Raw genomic sequence first — 13,750 nt, 5'->3', positions numbered from 1 at the left:
TCAACGCTCGTGACGACGGTTGCCCAGCCATTGCCGACGCCAGAACATCAGTAGCATCACTGAGGCTATGCCCAGCATGATCAGCATGGCCCACCAGAAACCATACTGATCATGTATCCATGGCATGTTGTCGAAATTCATACCGAAGATACCGGCGATCAGAGTGGCTGGCATAAACAGCATAGCGACCACGGTCAATGCCCGCACTTCAAGGTTCACGCGCTGGCTGATGCTGGTCATGTAAATATCCATCAGGCCACTCAGCATGTCGCGTATCGCTTCCAGCGATTCGGTGAAATGCGCGGTGTGGTCATACAGGTCTCTCAGGTAGGGCAGGGTTTGCGGGCTGAAAAAGCCATGCTCGTTACGGATCAGGCTATTCAGCACTTCGCGCAAAGGCCATACCGCGCGGCGTAACTGTATGGTGACATGCTTGAGACGGTGTATGTTCTGCAGATCGTCCGGGCTGGGTTGGTCCAGCAATTGCGTTTCCAGGCGTTCGGCATCTTCATTGATGGCTTCCAGCACCTGGAAATAACGTTCCATCAGGCTATCCAGCAAGGCATAGCATAAATAATCCGCGCCGCTCTGGCGTAGCAGGGCCTGGCCTTGTCGCAGGCGTTCACGCACCGGTTCAAAACTGCCGGAAGGCCTTTCCTGGAAGGTAAGTAACCACTCACGTCCCAGTGCCATGCTGATCTGCTCCGAGCTCACGCTCATGGTTTCGGCATCGTAATAAAACAACCGTGTTTCCAGAAACAGATAATCCGGGTAAGTATCCAGCTTGGGCCGCTGTTCGGTATTTAAAATGTCATCCAGCACCAGCGGGTGCAGCTTGAAACGGCGGGCGACCGCCTGCAGCAAGGCGATATCCAGCACGCCGTGCACGTTGATCCACGAAGTATGCGCAGCTGGCGCCTGCCATTCGACGATGTCGTGCATGGTCAGTTGCCTGGAGTTTATATCGGTGGCGTTGTAGCTGATGCTATGGATACAGGCGGGTGTCGTTTCAGCGCCGGTGTCGGTTTCAGGTGCAGCCACCGGGCTGGCAGTGCCCAGTAAACGGTGTTTGCGGTGGGGGTGTTTGCGTTTGGCCATGGTAGTCCGAATAAACAGTGCGGGTCCAGCATAAGCGTTCGTTGTGTGGAAATCAAGTCAGCGCTGGCGCTAAGGCCAGGGGGCAGGCTGTAAGCCAGTCTATGCTAAAATAGAGCAAATTATTCAATGAGAGAATCGCATGTCTGGCAACACCATTGGTACGCTGTTCACCCTGACTTCGTTTGGCGAATCGCATGGCCCGGCCATAGGCGGGGTGGTCGATGGCTGCCCGCCAGGCCTGGAGCTGTCAGCGGCGGATCTGCAGATCGATCTGGACAGGCGTAAACCGGGTACCTCGCGCCATGTGACGCAACGTGCCGAAGCCGATGAAGTCGAAATATTGTCCGGTGTGTTTGAAGGCAAGACCACAGGCGCGCCTATAGGTTTGCTGATACGCAATACCGACCAGCGCTCGCAGGATTACAGCAAGATCATGAATACCTTCAGGCCCGGGCATGCCGATTACACCTATACCCAGAAATACGGCATACGCGATTACCGAGGTGGTGGCCGTTCCAGCGCGCGTGAAACCGCAGTGCGCGTCGCCGCCGGCGCCATCGCCAAAAAATGGCTGCTGCAAAAATTCGGCGTGCAGATCCGTGGCTATCTGAGCCAGCTTGGTGAGATCGAAGTGCCATTCGTCAGTTGGGACGCGATCTCCCAGCCAGGCAACCCGTTTTTCTCACCTAATCTGCAGATAGTGCCGCAGCTCGAAGCCTATATGGACCAGATCCGCAGTGAGCGTGATTCAGTAGGCGCAAAAATCACCGTGGTCGCGCAGCAGGTTCCGCTAGGCCTGGGCGAGCCTATCTTTGACCGCCTGGATGCAGATATCGCGCATGCCATGATGGGTATCAATGCAGTCAAAGGTGTGGAGATAGGTGCCGGCTTCAAATCTATTGCCCAGCGTGGCAGCGAACACTGCGATGAACTCACGCCCGAGGGTTTTGCCTCCAATCACGCCGGTGGCGTGCTCGGTGGCATTTCCAGCGGCCAGGATATCGTGGTCAATGTGGCTTTTAAACCTACTTCCAGCATCCCGCAGGAGCGCCGTTCTATCAATCACGCCGGCGAGCCGGTGATGATGCAGACCACAGGCCGGCATGACCCCTGTGTAGGCATACGCGCGACGCCTATCGTCGAGGCCATGCTGGCGCTGGTGCTGATGGACCACGCCTTGCGGCACCGGGCGCAGAATGCCGATGTGCATACCACGCTGCCGCGCCTGTAGGCTGGCTGGCGTTCACGTCCATTAACGGCTGGTGTGGCTAGGCTATGCCCAGCGCGCCAGCCGCTCACCGTCACTTTTAACGCGGGTATTTCATGAGTCACGCTTTACACTTTAATCTCTCGCGTTTCTATTTCATCTATTATTTCTTCGTCGGCGCATTTGTCCCTTACTGGGGCTTGTACTTGCGCTCCGAGTCTTTTTCGCCGGCCGATATCGGCATATTGATGTCGCTGTTCCAGTTGAGCCGCATCATTGCGCCTAACCTGTGGGGCTGGCTGGCCGATCACACGCGCCAGCGTGTGCGCTGGATACGCATGACGGCCTTTCTTGGCCTGTTCGGTTTTGCCGCGATCTTCTGGGCACATGACTTTATGACCATGTTTATGGTGATGGCGGCGCTGAGTTTATTTACCAGCTCCACCTTGCCGTTATCAGAATCGCTGGTGCTCGCGCATCTGGCAAGCACCAACGGCCATTACAGCAAGATACGCTTATGGGGCTCGTGGGGCTTTATTGTGGCCTCTGTGTTGCTAGGCTATCTCACCGACTGGTTCGGCATCCGCAGCCTGTTGTGGTTTATCCTGCTGGTACAGTGTCTGTTGTTCGGGCTGACCTGGAAACTGCCGGAAGCGCATGTGCCGCCGCACGCCAATGACAGTTTTTCGGTGTGGAAGATACTCAGGCAACCGGCGGTGATCTCCCTGCTGGTAGGCTGCGCCATGATGGTGACGGCGCATGGGTTGATGTATAACTTTTATTCTATCTACCTGGCCGAGCATGGTTACAGTAAAGGCATGATAGGCTGGCTATGGGCGCTGGGCGTGATCTGCGAGATCGCTATTTTTATGAAAATGCCGTGGATCATGACACGTTTCAAGCTCAAGACCATACTGATCGCCAGTCTGCTGATAGGCGTGATCCGCTTTTCCATGATGGGTCTGGTGCCTGATCATCTGGCGCTGCTGTTGCTGGCGCAAACCATGCATGCGTTCACTTTTGGCAGTTTTCATGCCGCTGCGGTCGAGGTGGTCACGCAATACTTTACCGGACGCCACCAGGCCAAAGGCCAAGCCATCTATAACAGTGTGGCCTATGGCATAGGCGGCGCGCTGGGCGGCTTGCTCGGTGGTTTTGCGCTGCAATATCTGGGCGGTCAGCTGACGTTTACCCTGGCTGCCTTATTTCCGCTGCTGGGCGCGATCATAGTCGCGCTAGGGCTGCATTTGTCGCAACCTTATGCCAGGAGCGGCATGTTCAGCCATTGAGCTATGTTCAGTCATTGACCCATGCTCAGCCATTGATCAATAGCTGGATGTGAAAACAGCCCGCATGCGGGCTGTTTTTTTATTGCCGCCGGGGTGCAGCTAATCAGCTGATACGTTTATCACGCTCTATCAGTGCGTAGGCGCTATGGTTGTGTATGCTCTCAAAGTTCTCTGATTCCACCACATATTTGACGATGCGCTTTTCTACATTCAATTGTGCCGCCACATCGCGCACCATGTCTTCCACGAATTTGGGATTATCGTAAGCGCGCTCGGTCACAAACTTCTCGTCCGGGCGTTTCAGCAAACCATATAACTGGCAAGAAGCCTGGTCTTCAATCAGGGTGATCAGGTCTTCCAGCCACATGAACTCATTCAGCAACGCAGTTACGGTCACGTGTGAACGCTGGTTGTGCGCGCCATAGTTTGAGATCTGCTTGCTGCATGGGCACAGGCTGGTAACCGGCACCATGACCTGCACCGTGATCTCGAACTGACCATTCTTGATCTCGCCGATAAAGGTGACTTCGTAATCGAGCAGGCTTTTAACGCCGGATACCGGTGCTGCCTTGTTGATGAAATAGGGGAAACGCATTTCCACGTAGCCGGATTCCGCTTCCAGGCGCTCAACCATCTGACGCAATATGGTTTCAAACGAATCTATGGAGATGGCGCTTTCGTTGGTGTTGAGTATCTCAACAAAGCGCGACATGTGCGTGCCTTTGAAGTTGTGCGGTAAATGCACATACATATCAAACACCGCTACGGTGTGCTGCTCGCCGCCGGTTTTATCTTTGACAATGACCGGATGACGGATAGACTTGATACCGACTTTGTTGATATCCAGTCGGCGCACGTCAGGAGTATTTTGTACGTCTTCAATCACTGCAGGGATTACGGGTTGATTCATCAGGGTTCCAAAGCGGGAGTTGCCCGCGATTTGATAAATGGTTGAATATACTACTCAGCTATCAATTTCTCAATAGCTGAACAAATGCCGGATTTGTCTAGACCACATTCGGCCAACATAGTTTCGTGTGAGCCATGTTCGATAAAACGGTCAGGTAGCCCCAGGCATGCAACAGGCTTCACGATCTGGTGTGCTTGCAGGCATTCCATCACCGCCGCACCGGCGCCACCCATGATCGCGTTTTCTTCTATAGTCACTATATAGTCATGACTAGCGGATATTTCAAGTAGCATGGCTGTATCTAATGGTTTGATAAAACGCATGTTGACCACAGTCGCATCCAGCGATTCGGCTGCTTGCAAGGCTGGCTGCACCATGCTGCCAAACGCCAGCAGTGCGACTTTTTTGCCCTGGCGCAGCAATTGCGCCTTGCCTATTTCCAATGTTTCCAGGGTGGGCGAAGGGGCTGCGCCTATGCCACTGCCACGCGGGTAACGCACCGCTGCCAGCCCTTTGTGCTGATAGCCGGTAGTGAGCATCTGGCGGCATTCATGCTCATCGCTGGGTGCCATGATCACAATATTGGGGATGCAGCGCAGAAAGCTCAGGTCAAAACTGCCGGCATGGGTGGGGCCGTCGGCTCCTACCAGCCCGGCGCGGTCTATCGCCAGCAGCACATCCAGGTCTTGCAGCGCGATATCGTGTATCAGCTGGTCGTAAGCGCGTTGCAGAAAGGTCGAGTAAATGGCAACCACCGGTTTCAGGCCATCACAGGCCATGCCGGCCGCAAAAGTCAGTGCATGCTGCTCGGCGATGCCGACATCAAAATAACGTTGCGGGTAGGCTTCTGCAAAACGGTTCAGCCCGGAGCCATCACACATGGCCGGGGTGATGCCTACCAGGCGGCTGTCGGCCGCCGCCATGTCCACCAGCCAGTCGCCAAAGATCTGGGTATAGGTAGGGCGTTCGCTCAGCGTCAGGCAATGGCCATTTTGCGGGTCGAACTTGCTGACGCCATGGTATTTGTTCGGGTTGTCCTCAGCCGGGCTATAGCCTTTGCCTTTTTGCGTGACTACATGCAAGAACTGCGGGCCCTGCAACTGGCGGATATTGCTCAAGGTATCAACCAGGGTATCGATATCGTGACCATCGATAGGGCCTATGTAATTAAAACCGAATTCTTCAAACAGGGTGCCGGGGGTGACCATGCCTTTGGCATGCTCTTCGGCACGGCGGGCGAATTCCTTGACCGGCGGTATGATATCCAGCACTTTTTTGCCACTGCGGCGCACACTGTCATACAGCTTGCCGGACATCAGGCGTGCCAAGTAATTGTTGAGCGCACCGACATTGTTGGAAATGCTCATGTCGTTATCATTGAGGATCACCAGCAGATTGGTGTCCATATCACCGGCATTGTTCAGCGCTTCAAACGCCATGCCGGCAGTCATGGCGCCGTCGCCGATAATGGCGACACTGCGGCGATTGGTGCCCAAAGCCTTGGCGGCGACTGCCATACCCAGGGCGGCGGAAATAGAGGTGCTGGAATGGCCGGTACCAAAAGTGTCGTAGGCGCTTTCATCGCGTTTGGGAAAGCCGGCGATGCCGCCTGCCTTGCGCAAAGAGGCCATCTGCTCGCGGCGTCCGGTCAGTATCTTGTGCGGATAGGTCTGGTGACCCACATCCCATACCACGCGGTCGTCCGGTGTCTGATAGACGTAATGCAAGGCGATGGTCAGCTCTATCACGCCCAGGTTAGAGGCCAGATGGCCGCCGGTTTGTGACACGCTTTGGATCAGAAAGGCCCGTAACTCGCCAGCCAACGCTTTTAGTTGCGAGCGGTCCAGCGCGCGCAAATCAGTTGGAGAGTCTATGCGGGACAACAGGGAAGTCATGATCAGAATGGGCGCTCACAAATAAATCTGGCAATGCCACGCAGTGAGTCAGCTTGTGGTCCGAAACCGGCCAGTGATTGCAAACTTTGCTCGTACAAGGTCTTTACCAGTGCTTTTGCCTCGTCTATGCCGAGCAGGCTGACGTAAGTCGATTTTTCCTGCAAGGCATCTTTGCCGGCGGTCTTGCCCAGGGTTTGCGTATCTGCAGTCGCGTCCAGAATATCATCCACCACCTGGAAAGCCAGGCCCATATTCTGGCTGTATTGATCGAGCAGCTGTATATGCTGCTCCTGAGTGTGGTCGGCAGCATAAGCCCCCAGCAAGGCCGCAGCGCGTATCAGTGCGCCGGTCTTGTACTGATGCATGGTTTCCAGCGCGTCACGCGTGAGCAGTTGGCCGGTGCTTTGCAGGTCTATATCCTGCCCGCCACACATGCCGCGTGAACCGGTGGCCTGCGCCAATATCTGCACCTGGGTCAACGCTTGCGCGGCTGCTGTCTCTGCCAGGCATTGAAATGCCAGTGCTTGCAGCGCATCGCCGACCAGCAAGGCGGTGGCATCGCCATATTGCTTGTGGCAGCTAGGTTTGCCACGGCGTAAATCATCGTCATCCATACACGGCATATCGTCGTGCACCAGTGAGAACGCGTGTATGAGTTCTACCGCGACTGCCGCTGCATCAGCTGAGCTGGCTGGCGCGCCGACCAACTCGGCGGCGGCATAGCTCAGAAGTGCGCGCACACGTTTGCCGCCGCCAAGCACGGCATAACGCATGGCGGCATGCAGTCTTTGCGGTGGCGTGTCTGCCGCTGGCAGGGCGCTGGCCAGCGCCTGTTCCGCCCGTTGCTGGTGTACAGTCGCCCATTGCTCGAATAATATGGATGAAGTGGTCATGACGAAAAGTGAAGGCTCAGGCGACTCACTCAGGGTCAAAAGGGACTAATTGCTGTTGCTGATTAAGGATGACCACGGTCTGCTCGGCCTGCTGCAGCGCACCCTGGCAGGCTTGCAGCAACTGCATGCCTTCAGCGTAAGCAGTCAGCGCGGCTTCCAGAGGCAGCTCGCCGGTTTCCATGCTTCTGACTATGGTTTCCAGCGACGCGATGCGCTGGGCAAAACTTTGCGTATCGCTTGCCGCGGCGGGAGATTTTTTTGCAACACTCATGAAGGTCAGCCTGTTAAAACGCCTGCCATTTTAACAAAACTCCCCAGTCTTGCGGGATTAATCTCAAGCGTTTGTCAGCAATCAGGCCGGCAATACCTGTAGCAGGAAACGGCGGATATCGGCTATCTCCTGTTCGCACACGCTATGTGGCATATCGTATTCCTGCCATTGCAGCGGGTAACCGGCGGCTTGCAGTGCCTCCCTGGCAGCTTGTGCGGTAGAGAGGGTGATCACGCTGTCGGATCTGCCATGCGCCATCCAGATAGGCAGTTGCCGGTTAGCCACATGCTGCTCGCTGACCAGCTTGTTTTTTAGCGGCAAGTAGGTAGAAAGTGCGAGCACACCAGCCAGCGGCTGGGTAAATCGTGTCGCCGTATACAGTGCCATCGCGCCACCCTGGGAGAATCCGGCCAATACTATACGCTGGCTGGCTATGCCTTTGGCTATTTCGCTTTCTATCAAAGTGTTGATGGTTTGCTGCATGGCTTTGATGCCGGCTTCGTCTTGTGGGCTATCTGGCTGCAGCCCAAAAATGTCATACCAGGCCCGCATCTCATAGCCATTATTCAAAGTCACCGGAAGGTAGGGGGCATGGGGCAGGATAAAGCGTATATGCGGCAGGTTCAGCATCTGCACCACAGGTTCAAAGTCATGGCCGTCGGCGCCCAGGCCGTGCATCCAGATGACGGTGGCGGAGGCATTTGCTTGTCGGTTGACGACAATATTTTCTAACATGGGTATTCTGGCTCAAGTTGAAAAAGTTTGAAGTATAGCAGTGAGCGCGGTGGGGATTGATGATTTGCGTTGCTGATCTAACCCTAAGCAAAAAGTAGAGTTTTAAGGCGACAGGGCGGTTATGCTACACGGCGTGCCCGCGTTTAAATCGCAAGTGATGGTTGCATTTCCGGGCGACCTGGCTGTCGAAATGAAATTGGTGATTGTAATTACTTTTTCGCCATTGTTTATCACGTCGCATGCCCTTGCAATAGGGGCTGGAATGTCTGCAGCAGGTTTGCTGAGCTGGATATCGGTATATACTTTTCTGGCATAAGCATTGGCTTCTGCAATGCATGCATTATTGGCTGCATCTTGCGAGTAACTTTGATAAGCTGGTAATGCCACAGAGGCGAGAATGCCGATAATGGCTACTACGATCATCAGCTCTATCAGAGTAAAACCTTTTTGCTTATCCATTTAACCACCTTATAGTCAAAGTTAATTGATAGGCTTGAGTGATGTTTCGATTTAAATTTTGCAATATTTGCAATGTTGTTGATAAAAATTCAAAGCCCCGCAGAGGCAGGGCTTTGAACTTTATTGTCTAAATTATGGTGTCGCTGGTTTAGTGCAGGTGCCGCCTTGGCTCAAGTCACAAGTCCATAGTGCTTTGCCTGGATCCCTAGATTGCGCTGTAAATGTACCAGTAGCACTAGTTGGCGTAGCAATCCCTGAACATGCTTTGTTTTGAGCAGGTGTGATGGTTGTTGCGCCTTTAGCAAAGTCGATAGTTACTTTGTTTGCATATGCTTTTGCTTCTGTTTGACAAGCACTTTCAGCGGCTTCTTTAGTGTAGTCAGTGTAAGCTGGAATCGCTACCGAAGCCAAAATACCGATAATGGCTACAACGATCATCAATTCAATCAGGGTAAAACCTTGTTGTACGTGTTTTTTCATCATGTTTCCTTCAGAGTCAAAGTTTAAAGTGAACAGCTTCTGTTTTAGTCACTGCTTTTCTAACAGTGTTCGAGAACCTATAAGCAATAGCTGTGCCACCTAGGGAAAATGCTTTGTAACGTATTGATAAAAAAGAATTAACCAGGTTTTAAGCCTTATTTCTACCATTTGATAATCAAGTCTTAAAGCTAAAGGCTGGGGTTAGGGGCTGGCGATAAATGACAGTATTTGTCAGTCATTTGCCGCAGAAGTGATTTTTTTTGTCAGGATGTTCGATGGCTATCCGGTCGGCCAGCCAGCAAAAAAGGGATTGTGTGGTACACAATCCCTTTATTTGTGACAGTGTCAGACTTTTGGCCTGGACTGCATTTGCAAAAACTTGAATATGACTACGTAAGACTTACCAGAACTTCCACCAGGGTTTACTGTTGCCTTGCGCGGTTTTTCCAGAACCCTGGTTGATTACTTTCCCGATTCGGCTACCTTTTTCAGGCTTTCCAGACCTGGATCAAAAAAGTCGTTGATGGCTTTGGTAGCAGCATCATCGTTTTGTTCCGGTTTAGGGATGTTGGAAGAATCGGCACGGGTATAGCTGCCTTTAACGCTAACCACAGTTTCGTTGCCTTTGGCAGTCACAGTAACAGTAGGGTAAAAGTTTGACAGTTGCAATGTGCTTTTATCCAGGATGTACTCGTATTTCAGGCGCATGCCTGCATCGTCTACGGAGCGCAGTTTTTCGTACATGGTGCCGCCGTTTTTCAGTTTGACGGTGCGGTATGTTGTGTCATCACCGTTTTCGTCTTTTTTCTGTTCTACTTTTGTAGACTCAACGCCAGAATGCCAGGCTTGCACATTGCCAAAGTCTTTGACCAGTGCCCAGACTTTTGCTGCCGGTGCCTTGATGGTGACGGTTTTTTCAAAACGCAATGCCGCGGCACCGTGTGCAGCTGCCGTTAATGGAATCAATGGCAATAAAGATACGGCAATGATGCCAAATATTTTTTTCATTTCAATCTCCTGATATTTACAGATGTTTTAAAGCTAAAAAGTAATCAGTCTTTTGAGTTTTAAAATAACCCGTGACTTTACCTAAAAAAACGACTCTTTGCGACTAGTTCATGGGCGGTCCTGTGAAAAAACTAAAAAAAAGCAGTGGAGAAACATGGCTGTCACCTTGCTTCAAGAATAAATTGCCCGAACGAACGGCAGAGTTTGGGGCTGTCTATGGTATTGGTCACCGTGTTGGTGTTGGCGTCTATGATGGAAACAGTATCTGAGCCCCAGTTGGCGACGATCACTTGCTGGGTCGCCTTGTCATAAGCTATGCCCTCGGGAAACTCGCCAACTTCTATGGTTTTGACTGTCTTGCCGCTGGCGATATCTATCACTGAGACGCTTTCCGCATGATTGTTGCTGACATAGGCCCAGCGGCTGTCCGGGCTGATCGCCACGCCATACGGGTGCTGCCCGGTTTTGATGGTGCTGGTGTGGTACGACTCTGTATCAAGCAGGGTCAGGCTGTTGCTGACGACATTGACGACAAACACCGTTTTGCCGTCCGGGCTCAGTGTCAGCGCAAACGGGTGTATGCCGACCTTGATCTGGGCTATGGTCTGCAGCGTGCGCGTGTCTACTACGGTCACATCATCACTATCGCGGTTGGCGATGAACAGCTTTTTATTGTCTGCGCTGACCAGCATGCCTGAAGGCGTTTTGCCTGCTTTAAAGGCTTTCTGATTTTGCGGATGCGCAGTATCGACCGCAATCACCTGCGCGCCACCCCAGTCCGCCACGAACAGCGTTTTTTCATCGCGGCTCAGTGCAATGCCCACTGCCTGAATCTTGACCGGGATCTCTTGTATGGTTTGCTGGCTACGGCTATTGATGACAGAAATGGTCTGGCTATTGGCGTTGCTGATATAAACACGCTGCTGTTTGCTGGCGATCGCCACGCCTACCGGCGCCTTGCCTACCGCTATGGTGTGCGTGACCTGTTTGCTCGCGATATCAATCACAGAAACGCTGTTGCTGCCCTGGTTGGTGATGTAGGCAAGATTGCCCGCCAATGACTCTGCACTGCAGGCCATTGCCAGTGACAGCGCCAGGGCAAATCGGCAGAGCAACGTTTGGTAAACAGCCACATTGTGGCAAGTGAAAGATGGGAAACAGTTAAGGCTCATGGCTGGAAAACGCTTTGTATTGAATCGGGTTGACAGTGAAGACTGGTTAAAGGTTTGGTTTATCTGCAACAAATAGCGATTTTGTATGTAAATATATGAAAATAAAGACCTTTTATACCCGTAATGCAAGTGTGGCTATCGCTTTATATATAAAGATTGTCCTACAATGATTGCTACGAAATTTAAATTAAAGGCGGGTAGTATGAAAAAAACATTTTATAGTGTTTTCAGATTTATTTTGTCATCATCCTTGTTGCTGGCAAGCTACTCTGCACATGCCTTGGTCACAGGCACTGTCGTCGGTGCGAATTTTATCAATGGCCAGTCTAGTTACGCCACAACCTTTGCTGATGGCACCACTGCTACCTTTGTTGGCAGTGGCGTATTTCAGAAAAAAACCCAGGCAGGTATCACCGGTGTAGGCATTGCTGGCGGCAGGACCAACGGCGAAATCGATATTGGTGAAACAATTACCGGCACCTTTTCTAAAGAAGTGATTGTTTCTTCTATCAACGTGGCGCTGCTGTTTGATGGTCCGGAATATGCCGATGTGAAAGAAGTCGCCAAATTTCTGGTCAATTATGCTGATGGCGGTACTGCTAATTACTATCTGACAGCGACTGGTGTACACACGGCTGCCTGGACTGGTGAAGGTAGTGTGTTGTCCATTGGCAATGGTGCAGTAGATGGTGGCACCGGTGCCTGGCAATTGGATAACCCTTTTGGTTTGCGCTCTGTAGACAGCATAGTATTCACTGCGGTCAAAGGTTACCCTAGGTCAGACTGCAAGAGCTGTAGCAATCAGTCTGATTATACTTTCGTCTCTATGGCGGTGATTACTGTGCCAGAGCCAAAAAGCGCAGCCATGATGTTTGCCGGACTGTTGTTAATAGGTGGTTTGGCTACACGCAGGGCTAAGTTCTAAACGCTTCTGCATTAATAAAAAAGCTCACAGTCAGTGAGCTTTTTTTATTGGCGGTCTGAATTTACACCGCGCCTCATGGATATCCTTTCATTAAACTGTAAAGTGTGAAAAAATTGCAGTAAATATTCAAGGCAGTTTTTATGTTAGATCGTGATGGATACCGTCCTAACGTGGGGATTATTCTATGTAATACCCACAATCAGGTGTTTTGGGGCAAACGTATCAAAGAGCATGCATGGCAATTTCCTCAAGGAGGCATCAAATATGGTGAAACTCCCGAGCAGGCCATGTATCGCGAGTTGATGGAAGAAGTTGGCCTCAGACCCGACCATGTGAAGATACTGGGGCGTACCCGGGACTGGTTACGCTATGAAGTGCCCACCAGCTGGATCAAGCGCGAGTGGCGCGGCAGCTACAAAGGCCAGAAGCAGATCTGGTTCCTGTTGCGCCTGATAGGCCGCGATTCGGATGTGTCATTGCGCGCCACCGAGCACCCTGAATTCGATGCCTGGCGCTGGAGTGAGTACTGGGTGCCACTGGCCGATGTGATAGAGTTCAAACGTGAGGTCTACCAGCTGGCGCTGAACGAACTGTCCACCTTTTTGCGTCATCCTGCCAAGCGCTATGGCGGCAAGACCCGCAAACCGTTGACTACGCCACTACCCAGCTTGGGTAACGATTAGCCTGGGTAATGACTAGCCGGTTAACGACTAGCCGGTTAGCGACTAGTCCACTCACCCTAACTTCAAACTGCTTGCTTCAAACTGCTTGCGCCTGATCGCTCGGCAATATCCACTCCGGACGGATGCGGTGACAGGTATAGCCTGCCGGATAACGTAACAGATAATCCTGGTGCTCGTCCTCGGCGACCCAGAAATCACTGGCAGGCGTGATCTCGGTCACTACTTTTCCCGGCCAGATGCCTGAAGCATCCATTTCACTGATCAATTGTTCAGCCACCTGTTTCTGGCTGGCATCCAGATAGAAAATGGCAGAGCGGTATGACGGCCCGAGGTCGTTGCCCTGACGGTTAAGGGTGGTGGGGTCGTGAATCTTGAAAAAGAACACCAGCAACTGCCGTAAGCTGATGCGTTCCGCATCGAATACGATTTCCATCGCCTCGGCATGGTCGCCATGGTTGCGGTAAGTGGCGTTAGGCACATCACCGCCGGTATAGCCGACGCGCGTACTGGTCACGCCAGGCAGCTTGCGGATCAGATCCTGCATGCCCCAGAAACAGCCTCCCGCAAGAATTATCTTGTCTGACATACTAAAAAATCTCTCTTTAAAGGTTGGTAAACAATTAAAAGCAAACGCAGGCAACTCCCGGCGCGATGCGGCATATCAAATCAACTACTTACAATCTGTCCAGTATATGAGGTTTAGGTTAAAATGTTGAGTTTTGGTT

15 protein-coding genes are annotated in these 13,750 nt (G+C 52.2%); 4 read left to right on the top strand and 11 right to left on the bottom strand.

Going from position 1 to position 13,750, the window contains the following annotated elements; genetic code table 11:
- Positions 1-1,098: a magnesium/cobalt transporter CorA gene (gene corA, locus ACFQ1Z_RS08240; protein ID WP_379056925.1), complete on the bottom strand. Its 1,098-nt coding sequence runs from the start codon at positions 1,096-1,098 to the stop codon at positions 1-3.
- Between the two features lie 139 nt (positions 1,099-1,237).
- Between corA and aroC the strand changes: the two genes are divergently transcribed.
- Together aroC and ACFQ1Z_RS08230 are read left to right on the top strand one after the other, a co-directional pair.
- Positions 1,238-2,329 carry a chorismate synthase gene (gene aroC, locus ACFQ1Z_RS08235; RefSeq protein ID WP_379056923.1) on the top strand — a complete coding sequence of 364 codons (1,092 nt, stop codon included), beginning with the start codon at positions 1,238-1,240 and terminating at the stop codon, positions 2,327-2,329.
- 92 nt (positions 2,330-2,421) lie between these two features.
- Positions 2,422-3,594, top strand: a complete 1,173-nt coding sequence (locus tag ACFQ1Z_RS08230) for an MFS transporter (RefSeq protein WP_379056922.1) — start codon at positions 2,422-2,424, stop codon at positions 3,592-3,594.
- Positions 3,595-3,697: 103 nt separating this feature from the next.
- Here the strand turns inward: ACFQ1Z_RS08230 and folE2 are convergent, their stop codons facing one another.
- The 9 genes from folE2 to ACFQ1Z_RS08185 all read right to left on the bottom strand — a co-directional run bounded on the left by folE2 (position 3,698) and on the right by ACFQ1Z_RS08185 (position 11,324).
- Positions 3,698-4,504 (bottom strand): GTP cyclohydrolase FolE2, encoded by an 807-nt coding sequence (gene folE2, locus ACFQ1Z_RS08225; protein WP_379056920.1) that lies wholly within the window; start codon positions 4,502-4,504, stop codon positions 3,698-3,700.
- A 50-nt stretch (positions 4,505-4,554) separates the two neighbouring features.
- The gene (dxs, locus tag ACFQ1Z_RS08220; protein WP_379056919.1) at positions 4,555-6,399 is read right to left on the bottom strand and encodes a 1-deoxy-D-xylulose-5-phosphate synthase; all 1,845 of its coding nucleotides are present in this window, start codon (positions 6,397-6,399) and stop codon (positions 4,555-4,557) included.
- A 2-nt stretch (positions 6,400-6,401) separates the two neighbouring features.
- A complete protein-coding gene (locus ACFQ1Z_RS08215) occupies positions 6,402-7,292 on the bottom strand; it encodes a polyprenyl synthetase family protein (RefSeq protein WP_379056917.1) in 891 nt (296 codons plus the stop codon).
- Between the two features lie 25 nt (positions 7,293-7,317).
- On the bottom strand, positions 7,318-7,563 hold the full coding sequence (gene xseB, locus ACFQ1Z_RS08210; protein ID WP_379056916.1) for an exodeoxyribonuclease VII small subunit: 246 nt from the start codon (positions 7,561-7,563) through the stop codon (positions 7,318-7,320).
- An 81-nt stretch (positions 7,564-7,644) separates the two neighbouring features.
- The gene (locus ACFQ1Z_RS08205) at positions 7,645-8,298 is read right to left on the bottom strand and encodes an alpha/beta hydrolase (protein ID WP_379056914.1); all 654 of its coding nucleotides are present in this window, start codon (positions 8,296-8,298) and stop codon (positions 7,645-7,647) included.
- 102 nt (positions 8,299-8,400) lie between these two features.
- Positions 8,401-8,757: a pilin gene (locus ACFQ1Z_RS08200; protein WP_379056912.1), complete on the bottom strand. Its 357-nt coding sequence runs from the start codon at positions 8,755-8,757 to the stop codon at positions 8,401-8,403.
- A 132-nt stretch (positions 8,758-8,889) separates the two neighbouring features.
- The gene (locus tag ACFQ1Z_RS08195) at positions 8,890-9,237 is read right to left on the bottom strand and encodes a pilin (protein ID WP_379056911.1); all 348 of its coding nucleotides are present in this window, start codon (positions 9,235-9,237) and stop codon (positions 8,890-8,892) included.
- 462 nt (positions 9,238-9,699) lie between these two features.
- A complete protein-coding gene (locus tag ACFQ1Z_RS08190; RefSeq protein WP_379056910.1) occupies positions 9,700-10,245 on the bottom strand; it encodes an SRPBCC family protein in 546 nt (181 codons plus the stop codon).
- Positions 10,246-10,406: 161 nt separating this feature from the next.
- Positions 10,407-11,324, bottom strand: a complete 918-nt coding sequence (locus ACFQ1Z_RS08185; protein WP_379056909.1) for a YVTN family beta-propeller repeat protein — start codon at positions 11,322-11,324, stop codon at positions 10,407-10,409.
- Between the two features lie 295 nt (positions 11,325-11,619).
- On the opposite strand from ACFQ1Z_RS08185, the gene ACFQ1Z_RS08180 reads away from it, so the two are divergent.
- Entirely contained in the window at positions 11,620-12,342 is a 723-nt protein-coding gene (locus ACFQ1Z_RS08180; protein WP_379056908.1) for a hypothetical protein, read from the top strand.
- Between the two features lie 140 nt (positions 12,343-12,482).
- The gene (locus ACFQ1Z_RS08175; RefSeq protein ID WP_379056907.1) at positions 12,483-13,025 is read left to right on the top strand and encodes an RNA pyrophosphohydrolase; all 543 of its coding nucleotides are present in this window, start codon (positions 12,483-12,485) and stop codon (positions 13,023-13,025) included.
- 76 nt (positions 13,026-13,101) lie between these two features.
- Here ACFQ1Z_RS08175 and msrA read toward each other — a convergent pair whose 3' ends face one another.
- Entirely contained in the window at positions 13,102-13,611 is a 510-nt protein-coding gene (gene msrA, locus ACFQ1Z_RS08170) for a peptide-methionine (S)-S-oxide reductase MsrA (RefSeq protein ID WP_379056906.1), read from the bottom strand.
- Positions 13,612-13,750: the final 139 nt, after the last annotated feature.

The organism is Methylophilus luteus, from assembly GCF_042676265.1.
GTDB classification, from domain to species: Bacteria; Pseudomonadota; Gammaproteobacteria; order Burkholderiales; family Methylophilaceae; genus Methylophilus; species Methylophilus luteus.
This window is presented reverse-complemented; position numbering and strand designations above follow the sequence as displayed.

Bases quoted from the DNA above. Each gene is read 5' to 3' on its own strand.
- dxs (WP_379056919.1), bottom strand. From the start codon at position 6,399: ATGACTTCCCTGTTGTCCCGCATAGACTCTCCAACTGATTTGCGCGCG.
- ACFQ1Z_RS08190 (WP_379056910.1), bottom strand. From the start codon at position 10,245: ATGAAAAAAATATTTGGCATCATTGCCGTATCTTTATTGCCATTGATT.
- ACFQ1Z_RS08205 (WP_379056914.1), bottom strand. From the start codon at position 8,298: ATGTTAGAAAATATTGTCGTCAACCGACAAGCAAATGCCTCCGCCACC.
- ACFQ1Z_RS08175 (WP_379056907.1), top strand. From the start codon at position 12,483: ATGTTAGATCGTGATGGATACCGTCCTAACGTGGGGATTATTCTATGT.
- corA (WP_379056925.1), bottom strand. From the start codon at position 1,098: ATGGCCAAACGCAAACACCCCCACCGCAAACACCGTTTACTGGGCACT.
- aroC (WP_379056923.1), top strand. From the start codon at position 1,238: ATGTCTGGCAACACCATTGGTACGCTGTTCACCCTGACTTCGTTTGGC.
- ACFQ1Z_RS08185 (WP_379056909.1), bottom strand. From the start codon at position 11,324: ATGGCCTGCAGTGCAGAGTCATTGGCGGGCAATCTTGCCTACATCACC.
- ACFQ1Z_RS08215 (WP_379056917.1), bottom strand. From the start codon at position 7,292: ATGACCACTTCATCCATATTATTCGAGCAATGGGCGACTGTACACCAG.
- msrA (WP_379056906.1), bottom strand. From the start codon at position 13,611: ATGTCAGACAAGATAATTCTTGCGGGAGGCTGTTTCTGGGGCATGCAG.
- ACFQ1Z_RS08195 (WP_379056911.1), bottom strand. From the start codon at position 9,237: ATGAAAAAACACGTACAACAAGGTTTTACCCTGATTGAATTGATGATC.
- xseB (WP_379056916.1), bottom strand. From the start codon at position 7,563: ATGAGTGTTGCAAAAAAATCTCCCGCCGCGGCAAGCGATACGCAAAGT.
- ACFQ1Z_RS08200 (WP_379056912.1), bottom strand. From the start codon at position 8,757: ATGGATAAGCAAAAAGGTTTTACTCTGATAGAGCTGATGATCGTAGTA.
- ACFQ1Z_RS08230 (WP_379056922.1), top strand. From the start codon at position 2,422: ATGAGTCACGCTTTACACTTTAATCTCTCGCGTTTCTATTTCATCTAT.
- ACFQ1Z_RS08180 (WP_379056908.1), top strand. From the start codon at position 11,620: ATGAAAAAAACATTTTATAGTGTTTTCAGATTTATTTTGTCATCATCC.
- folE2 (WP_379056920.1), bottom strand. From the start codon at position 4,504: ATGAATCAACCCGTAATCCCTGCAGTGATTGAAGACGTACAAAATACT.